Genomic DNA, 18,490 nt, shown 5'->3' with positions numbered 1-18,490 from the left:
GGCGGTGAAGGTCCCGTGCGGGAGATCGCGGTGGGGGCCGGTCCACAGTCCACGTACGCGGTGCAGAAGGGTGGCTGAGCCGCGGTGTCGGTCGCATATCGGGGGTTGTCGGTCCGATGTCAGCGGTTTGTCGGCGGGGTCTGGAACCTTTCCAGAGATCCTGCCGGGTGCCCATCCGGCAGGCATGCGACAGGCAAGGAATCACCATGACCACTGACGTCACGATCATCGGCGCTGGGCTCGGAGGACTGACCCTCGCCCGCGTCCTCCACGTCCACGGCGTCTCGGCCACGGTCTATGAGGCGGAGGCCTCACCGACGGCGCGTACGCAGGGCGGGATGCTCGACATCCACGACTACAACGGCCAACTGGCTTTGCAGGCGGCGGGCCTGACCGACGAGTTCCGTAGCCTCATCCTGGAGGGCCGCGAGGCGATACGGATCCTCGACCGGGACGGGACCGTCCTGTTCGACAAAGCCGACGACGGCACGGGTGGACGCCCCGAGGTGCTGCGCGGTGAGCTGCGACGGATCCTGCTCGACTCGCTCCCGGTCGGCACCGTCCGGTGGGGCCACAAGGTCAGCGGCGTTCGTTCCCTCGGCGAGGGCTGCCACGAGGTGACCTTCGCCGACGGCGCCACCGTTGTCACGAGCCTTCTGGTCGGCGCGGACGGCGCCTGGTCACGAATCCGGCCGCTGCTCTGCGACGCCACACCCGAGTACACCGGCAGGTCGTTCATCGAGACCTACCTGTTCGACAGCGACACCCGGCACCCTGCCGCCGCGAAGGCCGTCGGCGGCGGGTCGCTCTTCGCGCTCGCGCCGGGGAAGGGGATCCAGGCTCACCGGGAGAGCGGCGGGACCCTCCACACCTACGTCGCGCTCACCGAACCGCAGGACTGGTTCGCCGCCATCGATTTCACCGATGCCCCCGCGGCCACCGCCCGGATCGCGAAGGAATTCAGCGGCTGGGCACCGGAGCTCACCGCGCTGATCACCGCCAGTGACACCGCGCCGATCCTGCGCTCCCTCTATGCCCTGCCCATCGGGCACCGGTGGGACCGCGTGCCGGGGGTGACCCTGCTCGGCGACGCCGCCCACCTCTCGGCTCCGAACGGCGAAGGCGCCAACCTGGCCATGTACGACGGCGCCGAACTCGGCAAAGCCATCGCCGCCCACCCCGACGACATCGAAGTCGCCCTCTCCGAGTACGAGCAGGCCATGTTCCCCCGCGGCACCGAAGCCGCCACCGACGGCACCCGACTCCACGAGTTCCTCTTCGGCGACAACGCACCCCACAGCCTGATCACCGCGTTCATCGAAGACGAGCAGACCCCATGAGCCGCCGGCCGAGGTCACCACGGTGACCGTCACCTCTTGCTCAGGTGTCTCACCCGCTCCATGACTTCCGTTCGTGGAACGGTCACCGTGACCGTTCCACGAACGCTTTCGCAATCCTCGCTCTTCGACCGACCTCGTGGTGGGCGGGACGGCTGACCGCCAAGCCGGTGGCAAGGACTTTGCTCATGTCATGTCATGTCCGGTCTCGGGGCGGTGTGCTCGATGTCGACGCGGCGGAGGAAGGACTGCCGGCAGCGGTCGACGTCCGCCTTGGTGGCGCCGGTGCCTGACCACCACAGCCATACCGGCTTGTCGACCCCGCCGCTGGGCAGCCTTTCCACGACCAGGCGGACGACGGCGCCTTCGACTTCGGTGTCCCAGGTGCTCGGGTCCCCGCAGGCGAACTCGCCGCCCTGCCTGGGTGATCAGCCGCCCTAGGGGGTGTAGACCCGCGGTGGTGTCGGCCGTCGCATCACGCGGTCGGATCGGAGCCGATCGAGGATCTGCATCGGCAGTCCGTCCAGCAGATGGGCAATGCGAGGTGCGTCGTATCCGGCGTCCAGCGCTACCAGGACTTCCGGGGCACCTTCCTGTCACCGGCCGGCAGCGATGAGCGCGCTGCCGGCGCAGCGGCCAGGAGCAGCGCCTCCCTGTGTCAGTGGCCGCTGGCAAGATGCACTGCGTGACTTCAGCCACCGCAGCCGACTACGGCTGGATACGATCCTCATCATCACCGTTCAGGTACGCGCTGGAGATCGGGTACACCCTGGCTCTGGTGCGGGGCGTCTCTCCCGCGGAGCTGCTCACCTTGGCGGGGGCCGAGCCGCGGGGTGTGTGTGTAGGCCTCGGCGAGCTGATCGAGCAACACCAGGAGCTCATCGACGAATCCGATGACCGGGACGAGTGCGTCCTCGCGGGAGCGTGCACTGTTCAGAGTGAGCAAGGGGATTGGACCCTCGCCCTGGCGCTCGGCGGAGATCTGGGATCGCCTGGCTTCATGGAAACCCTCTCCGCCGGGAGCCGTGCTGTCTCTCATTCGAGTAACGGGGGGAAGCCCATGCACTTCTTCCACTGGCACGAGAACGGTGAGTTGCGCACCACGTTCGAATGGCCCACGGTCAGAAGCGGCAGCACCCCAGACGAGCTCAACGCTGTGATGCGGGAGGTCGGTTTCGACCTCACGGATGAAGAAGCTCCTGATGTCGATGGTAAGGCAGCAGTGTTCGCGCTGACTGAGCGCCTAACAGGCGTCCGGGTGACTGAGAAAGTGCTGATGGCGGCCGAATATCGGGCAGGGGAGGTACCCGAGGAGTCTGGCGAAGAGTGGGAGAGCATCACCATCGACATCACGGATGCTTACGGTGAGCGCACTTACGTGCATGTTCGGAAGGATCAACTGTGACACGCAGCGAGTCGCCAGGTGGAGACTTCTGGCTAATCGGGCGGGGCGGGGAGCCTCTGGCACCGGCAGCTGCTCGACGCCGTGTGCTACGTCGTGGACAACGGCGTCAAGTGGCGCTCGGTCCCTGTCGACTTCCCGGCCAGGGACCGTGTCTGTGCCTTCTCCCCTGGCTCCGGGGCCAGCAGTGTTGAGCGTGGTCGTATATGCCCCGGATGACGAGAAGCCGCCGGTCGTCTCCTTCGACGAGACTCAATCGCTGCCGTTCGTCGTCGTGCAGCACTTCGTGGCCTCGTCGCCGCCAGGGTGGAATGCTCCGGATCGCAGGTCAGCCAGCAGGGCTCAGCAGGGCTCCCTGACCGGCATTACGGGTTCAACTCCAGTAGTTCGGGTTGCGGTTCCGGTTGCTGCGCCGGTGCGGCCTTCGGTTCCCACAGCTTGATGGTCTGCACGTAGCATTGGACCACTGAGGCCATCGCCAGAATGAGAAGTGGTCCAAACACCCACGGATGTTCGGCCATCTTTATCGGCAGATAGCGATATGAAACCAAGAGCGCGGCGAAGACCGTTGCACTGTAGGTGACCAGCCGGATTCCTGACCGGTCCCAGCCACGTTCGAGCGAGCGCAGCGCTGCCTCGATCGTGAACGCAAACACCACGCCGGCAACGAGATCCGCGCCGTAGTGGTATCCGAAGCCCAGCGTTGCGCCGAGCGTGGCAATCAGCCAGAACGCGCCTGCAAATCGCAGAATCCGTGGGCCCTTGCGGGAGTGAATGAAAATTGCGGTAGCCCACGCTGTGTGCAGGCTGGGCATGCAGTTGCGTGGGGTGATCTCGTCGAATGGCATCTGGTGCGGGGTGCCGATCGGCGGCGGCGTGTTCGGCCACAGGTCGGCCGTCGCCCAGTGGCCGCCGTCGGCGCCGTAGGCAAAGATCGGTCCGACCACCGGGAAGATCATGTAGATCGCCGGACCGACGAGGCCGATGACCAGGAACGTACGCACCAGATGATGGCCAGGGAAGCGGCGCTCGACCGCCACGTTACGCAGCTGGTACAGCGCGACGATGACCGCGGCTATCGCAAGCTGAACGTAGACGTAGTCGAGAACATGTGCGCCGATCGGGCCGGTGGCCGTGACAATCCGACCTACCACCCACGACGGGTTGCCCAGCGCGTGATCGGCGGTTGCCACGTACTGGTCGAGCACGGCCGGCCGGGTCTTAGAGGTGATGAGCAGCCAAGTATCGCCAGTCTTGCGGCCGGCAACCAGTAGCAGGCCCAGCCCGACACCCTTCAGCAGCAGGACACGCTCCTGGCCGGTGCGACGCGTGATGGCGATGACCGCATAGCCCAAAATCACCCACAATGCGCCGTTGCCGAAGGGGTGGCCTTCGGTCACCTTGGCGTCTACTGCCCACCGCACCAGGAAGATGACGACGTCGATGCCGATCGCGGCACCAGCCGCGATGAACCGTTGCCGCCAGGTGAGCACCACCATCATCAACGCCATACCGGCGTACAACAGGAAACCCGATTTAGGGGCGAATATCACCTCTTGCGCCTGATTGGTGATCGGCCCCGGCAGGCCATAATGGCGCGCGGCGATCTCCAACGCGACGAGGAATCCGAGGGCCGCCACACTCGCCGTGGCCCACAGAATCGCCCGCGGTTGACGCCATGCGGCGAACGTAATTCTGCAGCGTATTCGCGAAAACGCCCGCGACGCTCTAGGTATCAATGGTTTGGCCGATTTGTTAGATGTTGGTTATATGGGTCACTCTTTGTGCCGGACAGCATGTTTTTCCGCCGAAGGGCGGGCGATCAGGGCACTCGTCGTGAGTTCGAGCATGCTAGCGGAGCGGTGCGGGTGGGTTTCGCCGGTCACCAGTGGTGCGAAGGCCAGTCGATCCTGCTCTCGACGGTCCGGCGCCTCGGGAATGGCCTTGAAACTCTCGACGCCCGGCGGACATCGAGGACGTCACGGGATACCCGGTGGCCCTTAGAGGGCATCCGATCCGGATAGTTGGTAGTCAGGGATGCTTTTGTGGCGAGTGGCGTCGGCGGTCGTTGCACGGGGTGTGAGTGCTCGTCGCCCGTCCGCCGAGATCGCCCGTCCGCTGTGTCCCGCCCCCGGTCCGGCTGCCCGACCTCCACGTCAAGCTTCTGCTGCCGGATCACCTCATCCACCACTACTCCCGAGCCCGATCACCTGATACGACACGATCAGTGATCGTATCGGGCGCGACGCCGCTCGGGACGCCGTTCGGGAGCCTGGTATCCGGGCGAGGGCGCGTGCGCGTGGCTGGGGGGTGTCCGGGAGATCAAGAATCAGGGGATGTGGACGGCGGATCAGCGAAGCGTGTCCTCAACCGGTACTGAGCCCGGTTCATTCTCAGGAGCACGGCCCCACGTACGCGGTCGGCCCTGTCATCCAGGGCCACCTTGACCGCATCCGCCCATGACCTGAGGGCCCTGGCCAGGACGATCGGGCAGCAGCCTTCACCAGGCAGTGCGCCAAGTTGTGGTACCGGGCCGAGGAGATCGCGAAGGGAGCTCAGGCGGCTCGACCGGCGAAGGAGCGACTGGACTGCTGCCCCGTCTGGACCTGAGCGAGATCGTTCGAGAACAGCGGCCACCGGCGGGTGAAGGACGTGGTGCCGTTGATGGGGTCGACGACCCATCGGCGTCCGGATGTCCCGCTGGTCGCACCTCCCTCCTCGCCGAAGACCCCGTCCTCCGGGACGCGGCGGCCCAACTCGGCTCCGATCAGCTCCTCAACCGCTTCATCGACTTCGGTGACCTCACTGCCGTCCTCCTTACGGCGGCTGTGCCAGTCACCGAAGAAGCCCTTCACCGACACCTGCCCGGCACGGCTGATCAGGCGCACAGCGAAGTCAAGAAGTTCCCGGTGAGCGGGCGGAGCGCCGAACGCATAGTCCATCCGGTGAGCCTTCCGTGGCTCCACCGATGGCGTCAGGATGCGCCCGGCTTCCGTCCACCTGCCCCACCGAGTGACGTCAGCGAGTGCGACAAGACGGGGCCTTCGATCGGTGGAGGGGCGTTGGTACGGGTTATGAACGGCACGCAGTCATCGCCGAAGACGAGGTGCTCCGCGGCGCCCTACGGGGGCTCGCCTGCCGCTCGGATGGCCTTTCTCGGCCATGGACTGCCGCTGATGCCGATGACGGGCCGGCTCTTCGATGCCGCAACGGACGGCACCGAGGTCCCTTTCGGCTTCTGGAGGCTTCTGCCGCTTCCGCCCGAGCATGTCCTGGCTCCGGTTTCGGCACCGCAGAATCCGATTGAGCGTGCGGTCCCGACCGTGGTACCACTTCGTGATTCGTAAGATGATCACGAGACGTACAAGGGGTCGGTGAGCGTGGCGCTTGGAGAGCTGGTGAAGCTGCGGGCGATGGGTCCCGCGGACGCCGAGGCACTGTGGCGCTGGAACCACGACCCCCTGGTCATGCGGTGGATGGACGACACATATGCCCAGCCGGTGGAGCGCGTCCGCAAGTGGCTGGAGGAGCGCCCCCGCAACACCTATGGCGACTTGCTCCTCGGCATTGAGGCGCTTGCCGACGGTCAGCTCGTCGGCCTGGTCATGTTGCATGACGCGGAACCGGAGAAGGGCATCGCGAAACTCGATATCTACCTGGGTGAGAAGGCGTATTGGGGCCGCGGATACGCCACCGATGCGGTGCGGACGATCTGTCGCTACGGCTTCGAGGACATGCGCCTGCACAAGGTGACGCTGACCGTGGTTACCGAGAACCACGCCGCGCGCAGGGTCTACGAGAAGGTCGGCTTCGTTGAGGAGGGCCGTCTTCGCCAGGTCTTCCGCCGCGACGGCAAGTGGTACGACATGTTCACGATGGGGCTGCTGGCGAGCGAGATCTGCTGAGCCTCGATTCAGAAGTGGATCAAGATCTGCCGTGATCCGCCCTCGGAGCTCGGGGATTTGACGAACGAGCGGCCTCGCTGACGCTGCCCGCGTGCAGCAGTAAGAACAGCAGAGCGCCCCGCCCTCCACGAGGGTGGGGCGTGGCCGTGTCATAGCTTCGCAATCCCTTTCCCTCTTCCGCCCTGTCTGCCCTACGGTGTCCCGGCTAGCTCAACCCTGGGGGAATCTGTGCGTACCCGCATCATCAGCGCCATCCTGCTCGCCGCTGCGGTCGGCGGTGTCGTCGCCTGCCAGCCGACCGACGGCAGCAAGACCACCGGCACCCCGGCGCCGGGCGTCACCACGGCAGCGTCGAAGGACGACAAGGCCGCCGCGGCCGGGCACAAGGCGGTGCCCAACTTCGTTGGCATGGGCCTCCAGTCCGCGCAGGACACAGCGCAGGAGCAGGGCTTCTACTCGCTGAAGTCGCACGACTCGCTCGGCCGGGACCGCATGCAGATCCTCGACCGCGACTGGAAAGTCTGCTCCCAGAACGTGAAGGCCGGCACATCGCAGGCTACGGACACGACGATCAACTTCGGGGCGGTGAAGCTCGCGGAGAAGTGCCCGGCGAAGGATGAGTCGGCCCCGTCTGCAGCCGGTGGAACGATGCCGGACTTCGAGGGGAAGTCGGTGAAGGCGGCGCGGGCCGCTCTCGACCCGAGCACGTCGATCACGGTGAAGGACGCGTCTGCTTCGGATCGGCTGGTGCTGATCGAGAGCAACTGGAAGGTGTGCACGCAGTCGCCGTCTGCCGGTACCGCGCTCAGGGGGCAGCCGGTCGCGTTTACCGCAGTCAAGTTCGATGAGTCCTGCTAGCGGACGCATCGCAACGCACGCGCAGCCACTCCCCGGAAGGGGGTAGCTGCGCGGGGTGCCCTGCTTCGTGAAGGGACCGCAGATCGTCGAGTCGGGGAGCGGTCAGGTTGAGACAGGCTTCGGTGTCCCTGCGGCGTTCGGGGCGTAGTGCCGGGTCGGGGGTGCCGGATCGGGTAGGGCCGGGATGCGGGTCGGCAGGGCGTATGGCAGCCGCTGCTTTCTGGACCTGCGTCAGCCACTCGCCTCGTAGCCTGCGCGGGCCGGTGGCGGGGGTCCGCGGCAGGGGCCCGCCCGACCTGTGCGGATCATGGCTGTTGCTCTCTGGCGGTGGGCAGTTTCGCCGTGTAGCGTCGCTGTCAGATGTCGTGGTTCGCAGTACCTGCCCGCGCTCCGGCGCGGGCGCTTTGCTGTGCAGTGCCGGACCAGGACGACCACCTCCGGGTCCGCGCGGTGCGGAACCCGATATCGACTGGAAGGCACCAGCATGGCCAGCGGAACCGTCAAGTGGTTCAACGCAGAAAAGGGCTTCGGCTTCATCTCTCAGGACGGTGGCGGACCGGACGTGTTCGCGCACTACTCCAACATCAACGCCAGCGGTTTCCGCGAGCTCCAGGAAGGCCAGGCGGTCACCTTCGACGTCACCCAGGGCCAGAAGGGCCCGCAGGCGGAGAACATCACGCCCGCCTGACCCTGAAGGCAGGACGTACACCAGGGGCCCGGAGCGCGCGTTCCGGGCCCCTGGTCCGGCTTTGACGGCTACTTGCCGATCCGCGCGGATCCGCTGGGACGCGGTGAACACACCCCGCCTGGTTTCCCTGGTCCGGGCCGGTGCGCGCTTTGAGCGCGGCCAGCTCGTCGAGCGGCCGGAAGGAATCGCGGCATGACCGGCCTCCATACCGACGAGGAGCCCGCCGAGCACTGGCGCTTCGCCTGCTACCGGCAGGCCCTGGAGGCCATCGCCGAGGCGGACGAGGCCGACCTGGTGGCCGCCGTCCTGCGCGACCAGGACGTGACGATGGCGGACAGCGCAGTGGGCCGCCATCTGGATCGCCGGGCTGCCGACCTGCTGACCGACCCTCCGTTCACGGCCTGGGCCCGGACGATGACCGAGGTGGTCGCGGATCGCGACTTCCTTGCCCGCCGTCTGCGCGAGTGGACCCTGCTCAGAACCATCGCCCTGGGCAAGCCGTGGGCCGCCGAGGACCTCACCAGCGCATCCGACTGGTTTCAGCGCATGGCCGCCACCATGCAGATCGTGGCCTCACCGGAGGCCCTCGGGCTGCTGGCCGAACGTGGACGAACCCGCCGCGTTCGAAACGCGGCGAGCCGTCAGCTACGGCACTGTGACGAGCCCAAATGACTTGATCCACCGGTCTTGACGCTTCCTCGTGCCGGTCTCGATGCGGCCCTTGGCCAGGCGCTACGGTCTCGGGATCGCGCCACTGCCTGCTTCCGTCAGGGGGCAGCGGGGGCTGTGGAGGCCGTGAAGGCGGTGACGAGTGCCCGGGCGCGGTTCGGGAAGGCTTCGTTCTGGCGAATGATGCGGTCTTCCACTCCCGAGCGGATGATCCGCGCGTCGCCGTCGGCGAGGACGGACAGCCGGCGCAGGTGGTCGGCGGTCAAGGCGGCGACGCCGAGGGCCTCCAGGGCGTCGCAGGCACCTGCCGGGTCGGATTCCTGTTCGGCGGACCGCAGGACGGCCGCGGCGAGCGCCGTGCGGTCCAGCGAGGCGGGTTCCGCCACGGCCGTGAGGGCCAGCACCGAGGCCGGCGCCTGCACGGGATCGTCGAGAAGGGTCTGCGGGCGGGAGGTGAGCGGCCGCCCCGCCGGGCCGAGGAGGGCCGTCGTACGAGCGGCCCGCACCGCCGACCACTGGGACCAGGAGTTCTGTCCGGCCCGGACCAGGACCGAGTCCAGGGCAGCGACCACCGCGGCGGCGTCCTGCGTGACACGCCACAGAGCCTCGGCTGGCACAGTGTCCGCGTCCAGCGCGGGCGTGACCGTTTCGCCGTCCGGGCCGCTGAGCGCCTCGCGCAGGGCCGGGGCCAGAGCCGCCGCCCGGCGACCGAGCGCGCCGGCCGTCCCCACGGCCTCCCTGAGTCGGTGGCCACCGCTTTGGAGCTCCAGGTCGAGGCACTGCACCACGGGCTCGTGCTCGCCGACGAGGTCGTACGAGGCCTTCGACGTCTGGAGCGAGCCCTTCCCGGCCGCCGCCCGCAACACCGCGACCGCCTCGGCGCGTTCGCCGGGCGAGATGTCAACGGCGATGGCCGCGATGGCCGGGGCGACCTGGCCCGGGAAGTGTGTGAGCGCCTCGTACAGCCGGGCAGCGCCGGCGCGGCCCGGGCGCCCCACCCGCCCAGAAGACTCGTCAGCAGCCCCGGTTCGTTGCCGCTCAGGTGATCTGCGTTGTGCCAGGTACGTCGGCTGAGCCACCGTAGGCGGCGTACTCGGTCCTCAGCCCCTCGGACGCGTCGCTCGGAAAGCCGCGGCCTTCGGCCAGAGGGCGGAAGCCGAAGGAATTGCGGTAACCGAAGAGGCAGGCGAGGGCGCCGTAGGCGTTGCCGTTGTTGGGCAGGAAGAGGTCGATGGCGGCGTGCCACGCGGAGTCCTCGTCGTCGGGACCCCAGAGGCGGGCACCTGGTCGACACTCGATCATGCCGCTGACGTCGGTGGACATGCCGGCATGCTGCGTGCACGCGCGGTGACGCGGCATCTGCTTTTCACCTTGACCGGCACCTTACGTCGCGGTCCCGTCGATGAGCAGGCGTCGCGCACCGACCTTGCCCACCTCGGCGGTCGTCCTCGAAACGGCGTTGTCAGTGGTCGCCGCTATGTTCAGTCGTGTCCCGCCGAAGTGGCGCGGAAGTCCCCTCTGATGCATAGGAGATGGTGCGTTGTCGGATTGGGAGAGGTCGAGCACGGCACGGGTGACAGCGCCCGCGCGGCCGCGGAAGCTCGCCAAGGTGCCCTTCGTCGAGCTGGCCGACGGACGCCTCCAGGGCGTGGTGTCCAGCGGCTCGGACATCGAGCGGGTCTACGTCTCGTCGGTCGCGGCCGGCACTTACGCGTTCGCCTGCAGCACCAACAACAACCGGCCCTGCGGCGGCGCGCGAGGCATGTTCTGCAATCACATCCGGGCCCTGATCAACGAGGCGGTACTGCAGTACGGCGCCGAGCGCGTCGCCCGCTATCTGAGGGTCGACCTCGCGGACGGCGAGCCGAGCGGACAGACCATCGCCCACGTCATGGACAACACACGGCCGGCGCAGGGAGACACCAAGTCCGCCGCGCCCGTCTTCAGCCGGTTCCTGCGCCACCTGGCCTACCTCGAACTCGCCCCGACCACCGCGCCGTTGCCGGAGATGCAGTGGTTCCCGCCGACCAGGGCGGTGGCGTGATGCGCGCGGACCTCCTCTCCGACACCATCGCCGGGCTCGACGAAGCGCTGGCGGCCGTCGACGCCTTCGACCAGGCTCTCGTCGCGGGCCTGCTGCGTCCGCAACCCGCCCAGGCCGCCGGTCTGACCGAGCTCGCGCACGCCGTCGCGGGGACACCCCTGGCCGTCCGGGTCTCCGAGGCGGCGGCGAAGGCGGCGGCCGGAGCAGCGGGCGAAGACCACTTCGTCGCCCTCGCCGCCGCCCGTACCGCACTGCTCGGGTCCGTCCACGACGCACTGATGACCCGCGTCATGGAGGCCACCGGTCGCCCCCGCGGCGAGGAGGCCGTACCGGTGACCGGTGGGCAGCAGGCGGTGAACCTGCTCGCCGCCGCCCGCGCCTGGCTCTGCGATCTCGCACGTACCGGATGGCAGGGCATCGACCACGAGGTGGTCTCCGGGGCGGCGCAGGTCGTCTCCGCGATGCTTCCGGACCCGTCCCTGCGCCGGCCGGCGACGCTCATCGACGGTTTCGCCGCGGAACTCGCCGCGTCCTGCCCGGGCTCCGCCCTGGAGAAGATCCCGGCACGCCGTTGGGGCGACCTCTGGTCACGTGGGATGCTGCTGACGCTGCCCGGTGCCGCCGAAACGCCCGTGCAGGGTACCGCCACCGGCCGTCTGCTGCCCCTGGGTATCGACCTGCAGGAACACGCGACCGCGGCACAGGCCCAGGTCCACGCGGTGTTCGAACCCGCCGACGGCTCGGCGCCCGGCCTGGTGCGCGCCAGCGTGTCGGTGCCGAAGCCCGACACGGTCGTCGGAGCCGGCCTCTGGCAGCTGCTGCGCCCGCACATGTCGCTCCTTGCAGCCGTCGGCGAGGGCCGCTCGATGGAGCTCACCGACATGCCGGTCACCGCCGCGGGCGACTTGATCTGGAGCGACGAGCACGCCCGCCCGAGCGAGCCCGCCGACGCCTTCACCACCGCCCGCGTCGCCCTGCCCACCGCCACCGACCCGGTGACCACACCGCTCGACCGGCACCCGACGCGCATCACCGTCCCCGTGTTCCTGGAGGGCTACGCCGTCCGAAAGGACGAGGAGACGATGACGTTCACGGTCGCCGGACACGCTCTCGCCGTCGACACCGACCGCGTTCCGGGCGCCGGCCCGCTCACCCCCGAGGCCGTCGCGACGTCGAACGCCTGCATAGGGCTGCTCCGGTGGGACGCGGGGACGTATCGCGTCCAGCCCCTGGCCGTCGAGACGACCGTACGGAAGAAGCCCGTCGCGCTCCACGCCGGGGCATGGGCCGGGGGCACGGCCGACAAGGTCGGCGTCAAGGCCGAGAAGGCCGCCACCGACGCCGTGGCCGTGCTGCGGGAGCGCGCCGGAAGGCTGCTGCGGAAATGACCGACGCGACGACCTCATCCCACCCCGAAGCGGCCCCCCCACGACAACCGCCGTCAGGTCCTGTACTGGCGGCTCCTCGCCCGACTCTTCGACCCCGAGGAGCAGGCCACGCTGGAGTCGGCGAGCCTGGCCGTCGTCGAGGACATCGGTCTGCCGTCCGCACTGCTGGACCCGGGAGCCTCCGTCGACTCGATCGTGCAGCGCCATCCGGAACTGGCCGCCGAGTTCGACGGCCTGATGGTCCCCGAGGCTGACGACGAGGCCCGGGACCGGGCCGCCGAAGTACGGCGCGCGGCACTGGTGTCGAAGGTGCTGCTCAACGTCTTCGCCGCCGGCTCCGGCACGGTCACCGCCGGACAGCTGGCGCGCTGGCAGTCCGACGCGGACTGGCTGGAGCGCGCACTCGGCTGCAAGCCGGGCGAACTGCGCGGCGGCCGCGCAGGGGCGGGAGCCGGGGCAGGCGCCGCGGGACCCGGGGTCAGCCCGACCGGCACCGGCGGCTCGGGCACGACACCCGACCTCAGCCGGCTGATTCCGGCGATCGGCCCGGAACTCGGCGCGATCGAGGCCGACCTCGTCAAGCGGATGCGCCTGCGCGAGGTGCTGGCCGACCCCAAGCTCGCCGCACAGCTGACCCCGAGCATGTCGCTGATCGAGCAGCTGCTGCGGGACAAGAACAACCTCTCGGGCGTGGCCCTGGCCAACGCCAAGTCCCTGATCCGCCGATTCGTCGACGAGGTCGCCCAAGTGCTGCGCACCCAGGTGGAGAAGACCACCGTGAGCGCGCTGGACCGCTCCGTCCCGCCCAAGCGGGTGTTCCGCAACCTCGACCTCGACCGCACGATCTGGAAGAACCTCACCAACTGGAGCCCGGAGGAGGAGCGGCTGTACGTCGACCGCCTCTACTACCGGCACACCGCGCGCAAGACGACGCCCCAACGGCTGATCGTCGTCGTGGACCAGTCGGGCTCGATGGTCGACTCCATGGTGAACTGCACCATCCTGGCATCCATATTCGCCGGGCTCCCGAAGGTGGACGTGCACCTGATCGCGTACGACACCCAGGCGCTCGACCTCACACCATGGGTGCACGACCCCTTCGAGACCCTGCTGCGCACCAACCTCGGGGGCGGCACCGACGGCACGGTCGCCATGGCCCTGGCCCAGCCGAAGATCGCCGAGCCCCGCAACACCGTCGTGGTGTGGATCTCCGACTTCTACGAATGGCGGTCCGAGCCGCTGTTCGACAGCATGGCCGCCATCCACCGCTCGGGAGCCAAGTTCATCCCGGTCGGCTCGGTGACCAGCGCCGGCCGCGGCAGCGTCAACCCGTGGTTCCGCGAGCGCTTCAAGGACCTCGGCACGCCTGTGCTCTCCGGCCACATCCGCAAGCTGGTCCACGAGCTCAAGACATTCCTGGCGTAGGCGTCTCGCCCGCTCAGACACTGCTCACTCATTTGACTTCCGTTCAGAAAGGCCCTGTGATGTCCGACTTGTTGCGCGCCCCCGCCGAGATCAAGTTCGCCGAGGAACTGGACTGGCTGGAGTCCATCGACGACAACCCCAAGCCCTTCTCCTGGCGGCTGTCCCCGAAGATGGTCCGTCTGTTCATCCTGGGCTCCGAGCGTTCCGACGGCCTGGACCGGGAGATCTCGCAGAAGTGGTTCGGCGACCGCAGTTTCGTCGAGCGCTCCATCGTCACGCTGGCCTCCGACCGCGGTCTGCTGCTCATCGGCGACCCCGGCACCGGCAAGAGCTGGCTGGCCGAGCTGCTGTCCGCCGCGATCTCCCGCAACTCCACGCTGGTGGTGCAGGGTACGGCCGGCACCACCGAGGACCACATCAAGTACTCCTGGAACGTGTCCATGGTCATCGCCAAGGGGCAGTCGCGGGAGTCGATGATCCCCTCGCCGATCATGACCGCGATGGAGACCGGCGCGATCGGCCGTTTCGAGGAACTCACCCGCTCCACCAGCGACGTTCAGGACGCGCTGATCTCGATCCTGTCCGAGAAGTACATCTCGGTCCCGGAACTGGACAGCGACAACATCGTCTTCGCCCAGCCCGGCTTCTCGATCATCGCCACCGCCAACAGCCGTGACCGGGGGGTCAACGACCTGTCCTCGGCGCTCAAGCGCCGCTTCAACTTCGTACGCATCCCCGTGGTGACGAACAAGAAGAGCGAGGCGGAGATCGTCCGCTTCCGCACCGAGGAACTGCTGGGCCGTCACCAGATCGAGCTGGACGTACCGCCGACCCTGCTCGACGTGCTGCTGCAGAGCTTCGCCGATCTGCGCGCCTCCGCGGCCGCGGCCGGCAGCGACGACGAGAAGCTGGAGTCCGCGCTGTCCACCGCCGAGCAGATCGGCGTGCTCGAGGACGCGATCCTGCACAGCAATTTCTTCGGCGAACGCGCACTGACCGCCCGCACCCTGGCCTCCTCGCTCGTCGGGTCACTGGCCCGGCGAGAGCCCGAGGACCTGGCCATCCTCAACAAGTACCTGCACGGCGTGGTCGAGCCGCGCAGCAAGGAAGAGGGCGGATCCTGGCCGGAGTTCCTGGAGGGCGGCCGCGACGCGATCGCCACCCTGTCATGAGCGGCACGCACGAGAGCACCCAGGACGGGACCTTGAGCGGCATGCACGAGAGCACCCAGGACGGGACCTTGAGCGGCATGCACGAGAGCACCCAGGACGGGACCTTGAGCGGCACGCACGAGAGCACCCAGCACGGGACCACGAGCGGCACGCGCAAGAGCACGCACGAGGGCACCTTCGAAGCGCTGCGCGCGCAGTTGCAGGGGGCCGCCGCGACGCTGGCCGACGGGCCCGACGCCCTGGAGGGCATCCTCCTCGGCATCGTCGAGGACGTCGGCCGCGCGGTGCGCGAGCCCCTGGAGATCTTCCCCGTCTGCCACCACTCGCCCGCCTCGGCGCTGGCCATGGCACGCCGCCTGCGGGAGAAACAGCCGAAGGTCGTGTACCTGGAGCTGTGCGAGGACATGGCGCCGCTGCTGACCGAACTGCGCAACTGCAGACTCCCGGTGGCGGTCCAGGCCTTCGCGACCGAGATCGACGGCTTCCCGGCCGAGTGGTCACCGCTGTCGGTGGTCGCACCGATCACCGAGGCCTCCGCCGAGTACCAGGCGATCGCCTACGCACTGGACACGCCCGGCGTCGAACTGGTCCTCGTCGACCGTTCCTCGGATCACGTCTTCCAATGGGACGCACGCGGGACGCACGCCGGCGAGCCCGCCGACCCCGACGCCCCGCCCGTCGAGGAGGAGGCCGCGCTGCACGGCGATGCGGTCGGTGTGGAGATCGGCGACCTGCGCCCGCGCTTCGCCGAACTGGAGGAACACCTGCTGCGGCACGGCAGGGTGCGGCACTGGTCGGAATGGTGGCACCAGTACGTCGAACTGCCGCTCGGCGACAGCGACCACGACACCTACCGCCAGGTGATGCTCCTGATCGGCAGCCTCTTCCGACGCCTCGCACCCGGCGACCCGCACCGGGTGCGGGTGGACGAGGACCGCGAGCGTTACATGTGGACCAGGATGCGCGAGCACCTGACCGCGACCGGCACCGATCCCGACGACTGCCTCTATGTCTGCGGAGCCTTCCACGCGGCCAGCCGGGTCGAGGAGTTCGGCGTCCACGGCACCGACACGTTCGAGATCGCCCCGCGCAGCGCGACCAAGTGGCAGCACGGCCTGATCCCGTCCAGCCACGCGGCGATCGAGGCGCAGTTCGGCCTCGCCGCCGGTTCGGTGTCGATCGCCGCGACCGTCTGGGCGAAGAACGTCAGCCGCACACGTGTGAAGCCCTACCGCCTGGAGGGGCAGGCGGGCGCGAAGAAGTCGAGGGCGAAGAAGACCGTGACCGCGGCGGCTCCGGCACCGGCGCTCCCGCCCGCGGACAAGCTGACCGGTTTCCTGCGGCGACCGCCCGTCCTCGACCGGCTGGACGAGGACGAACTGCTCGGCTGGTCCGTGGAGATCGTGCGGGCGGCGCGCCGCAACGGCTACCTCGCCTCCACGGCCGACGCCATCGCCGTGTTCGAGACGTCGATCCTGCTGGCCGGGATGCGCGACCGGGCCAGGCCGACGCCGTACGACTTCCAGGACGCGGCCGTCACCTGCATCGAGAAGGACACCGTGCCGGGCCGGCGCGATGTGCGCCGGCTCGTGGAGATCATGATGGGCGGCGACCGGGTCGGCCAGGTCGGCTACGACGCGCTGCCGCCGCTGGCGCGCGACGTGCACGACCGGCTCGCGCCGCTGAACCTGAAGCTCCAACAGCGCGGCGTGCAGAGGGCGTTGCTGAACATTGCCGCCCAGCCGGAACTGGATCGCTGCTCCGACGTGCTGTGGATGCTCCGCCATCTGATGCCTCAGGGCGCCGTGCGGCCGATCATGGGCGAGCGGAAGCTCGGGGAGCGGTCGATCCAGGAGTCGTGGGACCTGGCGCTGGGCACCCACCAGCGTGCGCTCATCGAGCTCGGCTACGAGGGCGTCAGCATCGAACAGGTCCTTGAACAGCGTCTGCGCCGGACGGCGTACGGTCCGCAGGCCACCACGGCGACCGTTCTGGGGACCGTCGAGGACGCGACGCTGTACCTGCGCAGCCGCCGCCTAGCGGACGAACTGGGCACCCGCGCCCTGGAGGTACTGGCGACCGAACGGAGCGTCGACGGCGCGCCTGAGGTGCTGCGCCGGGTGCGCCGGCTGCTGGCGTACTACCGCACCAGCGAGCCGACGCTGCCCCCATGGATCGAGTCCTTCGTCAAGACCGGGTACGCGCACTACTGCACCCTGCTGCCCACGGCGTTCACCGACGAGGACGCCACCGTCCGCCACGTGGCGGCGATGCTGGGCTTCCTGTTCAGCATGGAGAACCTGGCGCTGTCGCTGGGCTGCGACCGTACCCAACTGGAACTGGCCGTCGGCCAGTCGCATCCGGCGGACCCCTCGAAGACGGCGCTGCTGTGGGCGGCGCAGACACAGCTCGGGAACCTCTCCCGCGCGGACCTTCGGACAAGGTGCGACGAGCTGCTCGGCAACCCTCTGGTGGTGCCCGCCTATCCGCGCTACCTCAGCGGCTTCGTACACGCCCTGGAGCCCGTCCCGGCCCTCACCGACTTCGTCGTGGAAGCGGTGTCGAACGCGTTCGGACGGCTGCCGGACCCGGTGCTCCTGCCGTGGCTGCCCACCCTGATCACCACCCTGCGCTCGAGCGGCACCGAGCTGGCCCCGCTGCTGATCCGGGAGGCCGGACGGACCTTCCCCGGCCGGCTGGCGGCGCTGGACGCGTGGGTGCCGCCGTGGCGGGCGCAGTCGGTGCCGGAGACCCAGACCTCGGCGCGCGGCGCGGACGACGGCCCCGGTGTCGTGCTGCTCGCCGCCCACCCCGCGACGTGCGACGCGGTGGCGAGCCTGCTGGGCTGTGACGGTACGTGGCGGACGGCGGCCCCCGGCCCGTCCGGGGCGGCGCTGCTCGGTCTTCACCCCACTACGGCGCTGGCATTGGAGGTGCTGCTGGCCGGCTCCTGACAGCGGGTCCGGGGCAACCCCGGCCGGGGGTGACTATTCGAGACCGAATTGTCCTGGTATCGGCCGGGGTACGCATCCCGGCCGTTGTGCGCAGGCTCGGCTACGGAGCGGCTATGGATGCGGCTACGTGGCGGCTGTGGGATCGCCCACGGCATCGTTGACACAGCTCAGCGGGCGAACCTACGGTTGCCGGAACGTTCCGGCACCCCTTGCGCCGGGCCTCCGCGCGCGTGCGGCGTGCCGAACAGAAGCGAGCGACCCCATGGGCATTCCGTCCGCCGACTGGCTGGTACGGCCGATCGGTCCTCTCGACGAAGCCGAGGTGTCGGCGGTGCTCGCGCAGCGGTTCGGGGTGACGGGAACCGTCCAGGACCTGGGCAGTCAGCAGGACCGCAACTACCGCGTGCGTACGGGGACGGGGGACTACGTCCTCAAGATCGCCAACCCGGCCTCGGACCCGGCCGCGCTGCGCGCCCAGTGTGCGGCCGTGGAACGCCTGGCCGACGCGATGTCCGGGCTGCGGCTGCCGCGAGCCCACGCCGGCGTCGACGGCGAGGTGGTGCAGCGGCTCAGCGCGGGCGGCGTCTTCTTGCTGGGGTTAATGGCTTCGATGGCGGCAGCGCAAGCTTCGATGAGGCCTGGCCAAGC

General features: G+C 68.9%; 16 protein-coding genes and 1 pseudogene. 12 read left to right on the top strand and 5 right to left on the bottom strand.

The window, feature by feature from the left end; translation table 11 throughout:
- Positions 1 to 206: 206 nt before the first annotated feature.
- The gene (locus ABZ656_RS10825) at positions 207 to 1,340 is read left to right on the top strand and encodes an NAD(P)/FAD-dependent oxidoreductase (protein WP_101402811.1); all 1,134 of its coding nucleotides are present in this window, start codon (positions 207 to 209) and stop codon (positions 1,338 to 1,340) included.
- 212 nt (positions 1,341 to 1,552) lie between these two features.
- On the opposite strand, the pseudogene ABZ656_RS10820 reads toward ABZ656_RS10825, so the two are convergent.
- Positions 1,553 to 1,954, bottom strand: a pseudogene (locus ABZ656_RS10820) (transposase); the annotation flags it as partial.
- A gap of 59 nt (positions 1,955 to 2,013) precedes the next feature.
- On the opposite strand from ABZ656_RS10820, the gene ABZ656_RS10815 reads away from it, so the two are divergent.
- Positions 2,014 to 2,742, top strand: coding sequence for a DUF6461 domain-containing protein (locus ABZ656_RS10815; protein WP_360266551.1), 729 nt, complete (start codon positions 2,014 to 2,016; stop codon positions 2,740 to 2,742).
- 362 nt (positions 2,743 to 3,104) lie between these two features.
- On the opposite strand, the gene ABZ656_RS10810 is transcribed toward ABZ656_RS10815, so the two are convergent.
- Together ABZ656_RS10810 and ABZ656_RS10805 are read right to left on the bottom strand one after the other, a co-directional pair.
- A complete protein-coding gene (locus ABZ656_RS10810; RefSeq protein ID WP_360266548.1) occupies positions 3,105 to 4,379 on the bottom strand; it encodes a phosphatase PAP2 family protein in 1,275 nt (424 codons plus the stop codon).
- A gap of 915 nt (positions 4,380 to 5,294) precedes the next feature.
- Entirely contained in the window at positions 5,295 to 5,681 is a 387-nt protein-coding gene (locus ABZ656_RS10805; protein ID WP_360266545.1) for an inositol monophosphatase family protein, read from the bottom strand.
- 432 nt (positions 5,682 to 6,113) lie between these two features.
- Here ABZ656_RS10805 and ABZ656_RS10800 point away from each other — a divergent pair, with 432 nt between their 5' ends.
- From ABZ656_RS10800 to ABZ656_RS10785, 4 genes are all read left to right on the top strand, one after another.
- Entirely contained in the window at positions 6,114 to 6,644 is a 531-nt protein-coding gene (locus ABZ656_RS10800; RefSeq protein ID WP_360266542.1) for a GNAT family protein, read from the top strand.
- A 228-nt stretch (positions 6,645 to 6,872) separates the two neighbouring features.
- Positions 6,873 to 7,502 (top strand): hypothetical protein, encoded by a 630-nt coding sequence (locus tag ABZ656_RS10795; protein ID WP_360266539.1) that lies wholly within the window; start codon positions 6,873 to 6,875, stop codon positions 7,500 to 7,502.
- 484 nt (positions 7,503 to 7,986) lie between these two features.
- Positions 7,987 to 8,190, top strand: coding sequence for a cold-shock protein (locus ABZ656_RS10790; RefSeq protein WP_060899524.1), 204 nt, complete (start codon positions 7,987 to 7,989; stop codon positions 8,188 to 8,190).
- Between the two features lie 192 nt (positions 8,191 to 8,382).
- Positions 8,383 to 8,862 (top strand): hypothetical protein, encoded by a 480-nt coding sequence (locus ABZ656_RS10785; RefSeq protein WP_360266534.1) that lies wholly within the window; start codon positions 8,383 to 8,385, stop codon positions 8,860 to 8,862.
- Between the two features lie 95 nt (positions 8,863 to 8,957).
- On the opposite strand, the gene ABZ656_RS10780 is transcribed toward ABZ656_RS10785, so the two are convergent.
- The gene (locus tag ABZ656_RS10780) at positions 8,958 to 9,857 is read right to left on the bottom strand and encodes a hypothetical protein (protein ID WP_101402816.1); all 900 of its coding nucleotides are present in this window, start codon (positions 9,855 to 9,857) and stop codon (positions 8,958 to 8,960) included.
- 40 nt (positions 9,858 to 9,897) lie between these two features.
- Positions 9,898 to 10,182 carry a hypothetical protein gene (locus ABZ656_RS10775; protein WP_360266531.1) on the bottom strand — a complete coding sequence of 95 codons (285 nt, stop codon included), beginning with the start codon at positions 10,180 to 10,182 and terminating at the stop codon, positions 9,898 to 9,900.
- A 250-nt stretch (positions 10,183 to 10,432) separates the two neighbouring features.
- Here ABZ656_RS10775 and ABZ656_RS10770 point away from each other — a divergent pair, with 250 nt between their 5' ends.
- The 6 genes from ABZ656_RS10770 to ABZ656_RS10745 all read left to right on the top strand — a co-directional run.
- Positions 10,433 to 10,903: a hypothetical protein gene (locus ABZ656_RS10770; protein ID WP_360266528.1), complete on the top strand. Its 471-nt coding sequence runs from the start codon at positions 10,433 to 10,435 to the stop codon at positions 10,901 to 10,903.
- Positions 10,873 to 12,291 (top strand): hypothetical protein, encoded by a 1,419-nt coding sequence (locus tag ABZ656_RS10765; RefSeq protein WP_101402818.1) that lies wholly within the window; start codon positions 10,873 to 10,875, stop codon positions 12,289 to 12,291. The genes ABZ656_RS10770 and ABZ656_RS10765 overlap by 31 nt, the downstream gene beginning before the upstream one ends.
- Positions 12,292 to 12,486: 195 nt before the next feature.
- Positions 12,487 to 13,716, top strand: coding sequence for a VWA domain-containing protein (locus ABZ656_RS10760; RefSeq protein ID WP_360266525.1), 1,230 nt, complete (start codon positions 12,487 to 12,489; stop codon positions 13,714 to 13,716).
- A gap of 59 nt (positions 13,717 to 13,775) precedes the next feature.
- The gene (locus ABZ656_RS10755; protein ID WP_360266522.1) at positions 13,776 to 14,888 is read left to right on the top strand and encodes an AAA family ATPase; all 1,113 of its coding nucleotides are present in this window, start codon (positions 13,776 to 13,778) and stop codon (positions 14,886 to 14,888) included.
- The gene (locus tag ABZ656_RS10750; protein WP_360266519.1) at positions 14,885 to 17,842 is read left to right on the top strand and encodes a hypothetical protein; all 2,958 of its coding nucleotides are present in this window, start codon (positions 14,885 to 14,887) and stop codon (positions 17,840 to 17,842) included. The genes ABZ656_RS10755 and ABZ656_RS10750 overlap by 4 nt, the downstream gene beginning before the upstream one ends.
- A 262-nt stretch (positions 17,843 to 18,104) precedes the next feature.
- On the top strand, positions 18,105 to 18,490 hold a 386-nt coding region (locus ABZ656_RS10745; RefSeq protein WP_360266516.1), incomplete at its 3' end, for a phosphotransferase.

The sequence above is a fragment of the Streptomyces sp. NPDC007095 genome (genome assembly GCF_040634475.1).
Classification (GTDB): domain Bacteria; phylum Actinomycetota; class Actinomycetes; order Streptomycetales; family Streptomycetaceae; genus Streptomyces.
This window is presented reverse-complemented; position numbering and strand designations above follow the sequence as displayed.

Coding starts and splice junctions, on each gene's coding strand:
- ABZ656_RS10825 (WP_101402811.1), top strand. CDS start 207: ATGACCACTGACGTCACGATCATCGGCGCTGGGCTCGGAGGACTGACC.
- ABZ656_RS10815 (WP_360266551.1), top strand. CDS start 2,014: ATGCACTGCGTGACTTCAGCCACCGCAGCCGACTACGGCTGGATACGA.
- ABZ656_RS10755 (WP_360266522.1), top strand. CDS start 13,776: ATGTCCGACTTGTTGCGCGCCCCCGCCGAGATCAAGTTCGCCGAGGAA.
- ABZ656_RS10790 (WP_060899524.1), top strand. CDS start 7,987: ATGGCCAGCGGAACCGTCAAGTGGTTCAACGCAGAAAAGGGCTTCGGC.
- ABZ656_RS10775 (WP_360266531.1), bottom strand. CDS start 10,182: ATGTCCACCGACGTCAGCGGCATGATCGAGTGTCGACCAGGTGCCCGC.
- ABZ656_RS10785 (WP_360266534.1), top strand. CDS start 8,383: ATGACCGGCCTCCATACCGACGAGGAGCCCGCCGAGCACTGGCGCTTC.
- ABZ656_RS10750 (WP_360266519.1), top strand. CDS start 14,885: ATGAGCGGCACGCACGAGAGCACCCAGGACGGGACCTTGAGCGGCATG.
- ABZ656_RS10805 (WP_360266545.1), bottom strand. CDS start 5,681: ATGGACTATGCGTTCGGCGCTCCGCCCGCTCACCGGGAACTTCTTGAC.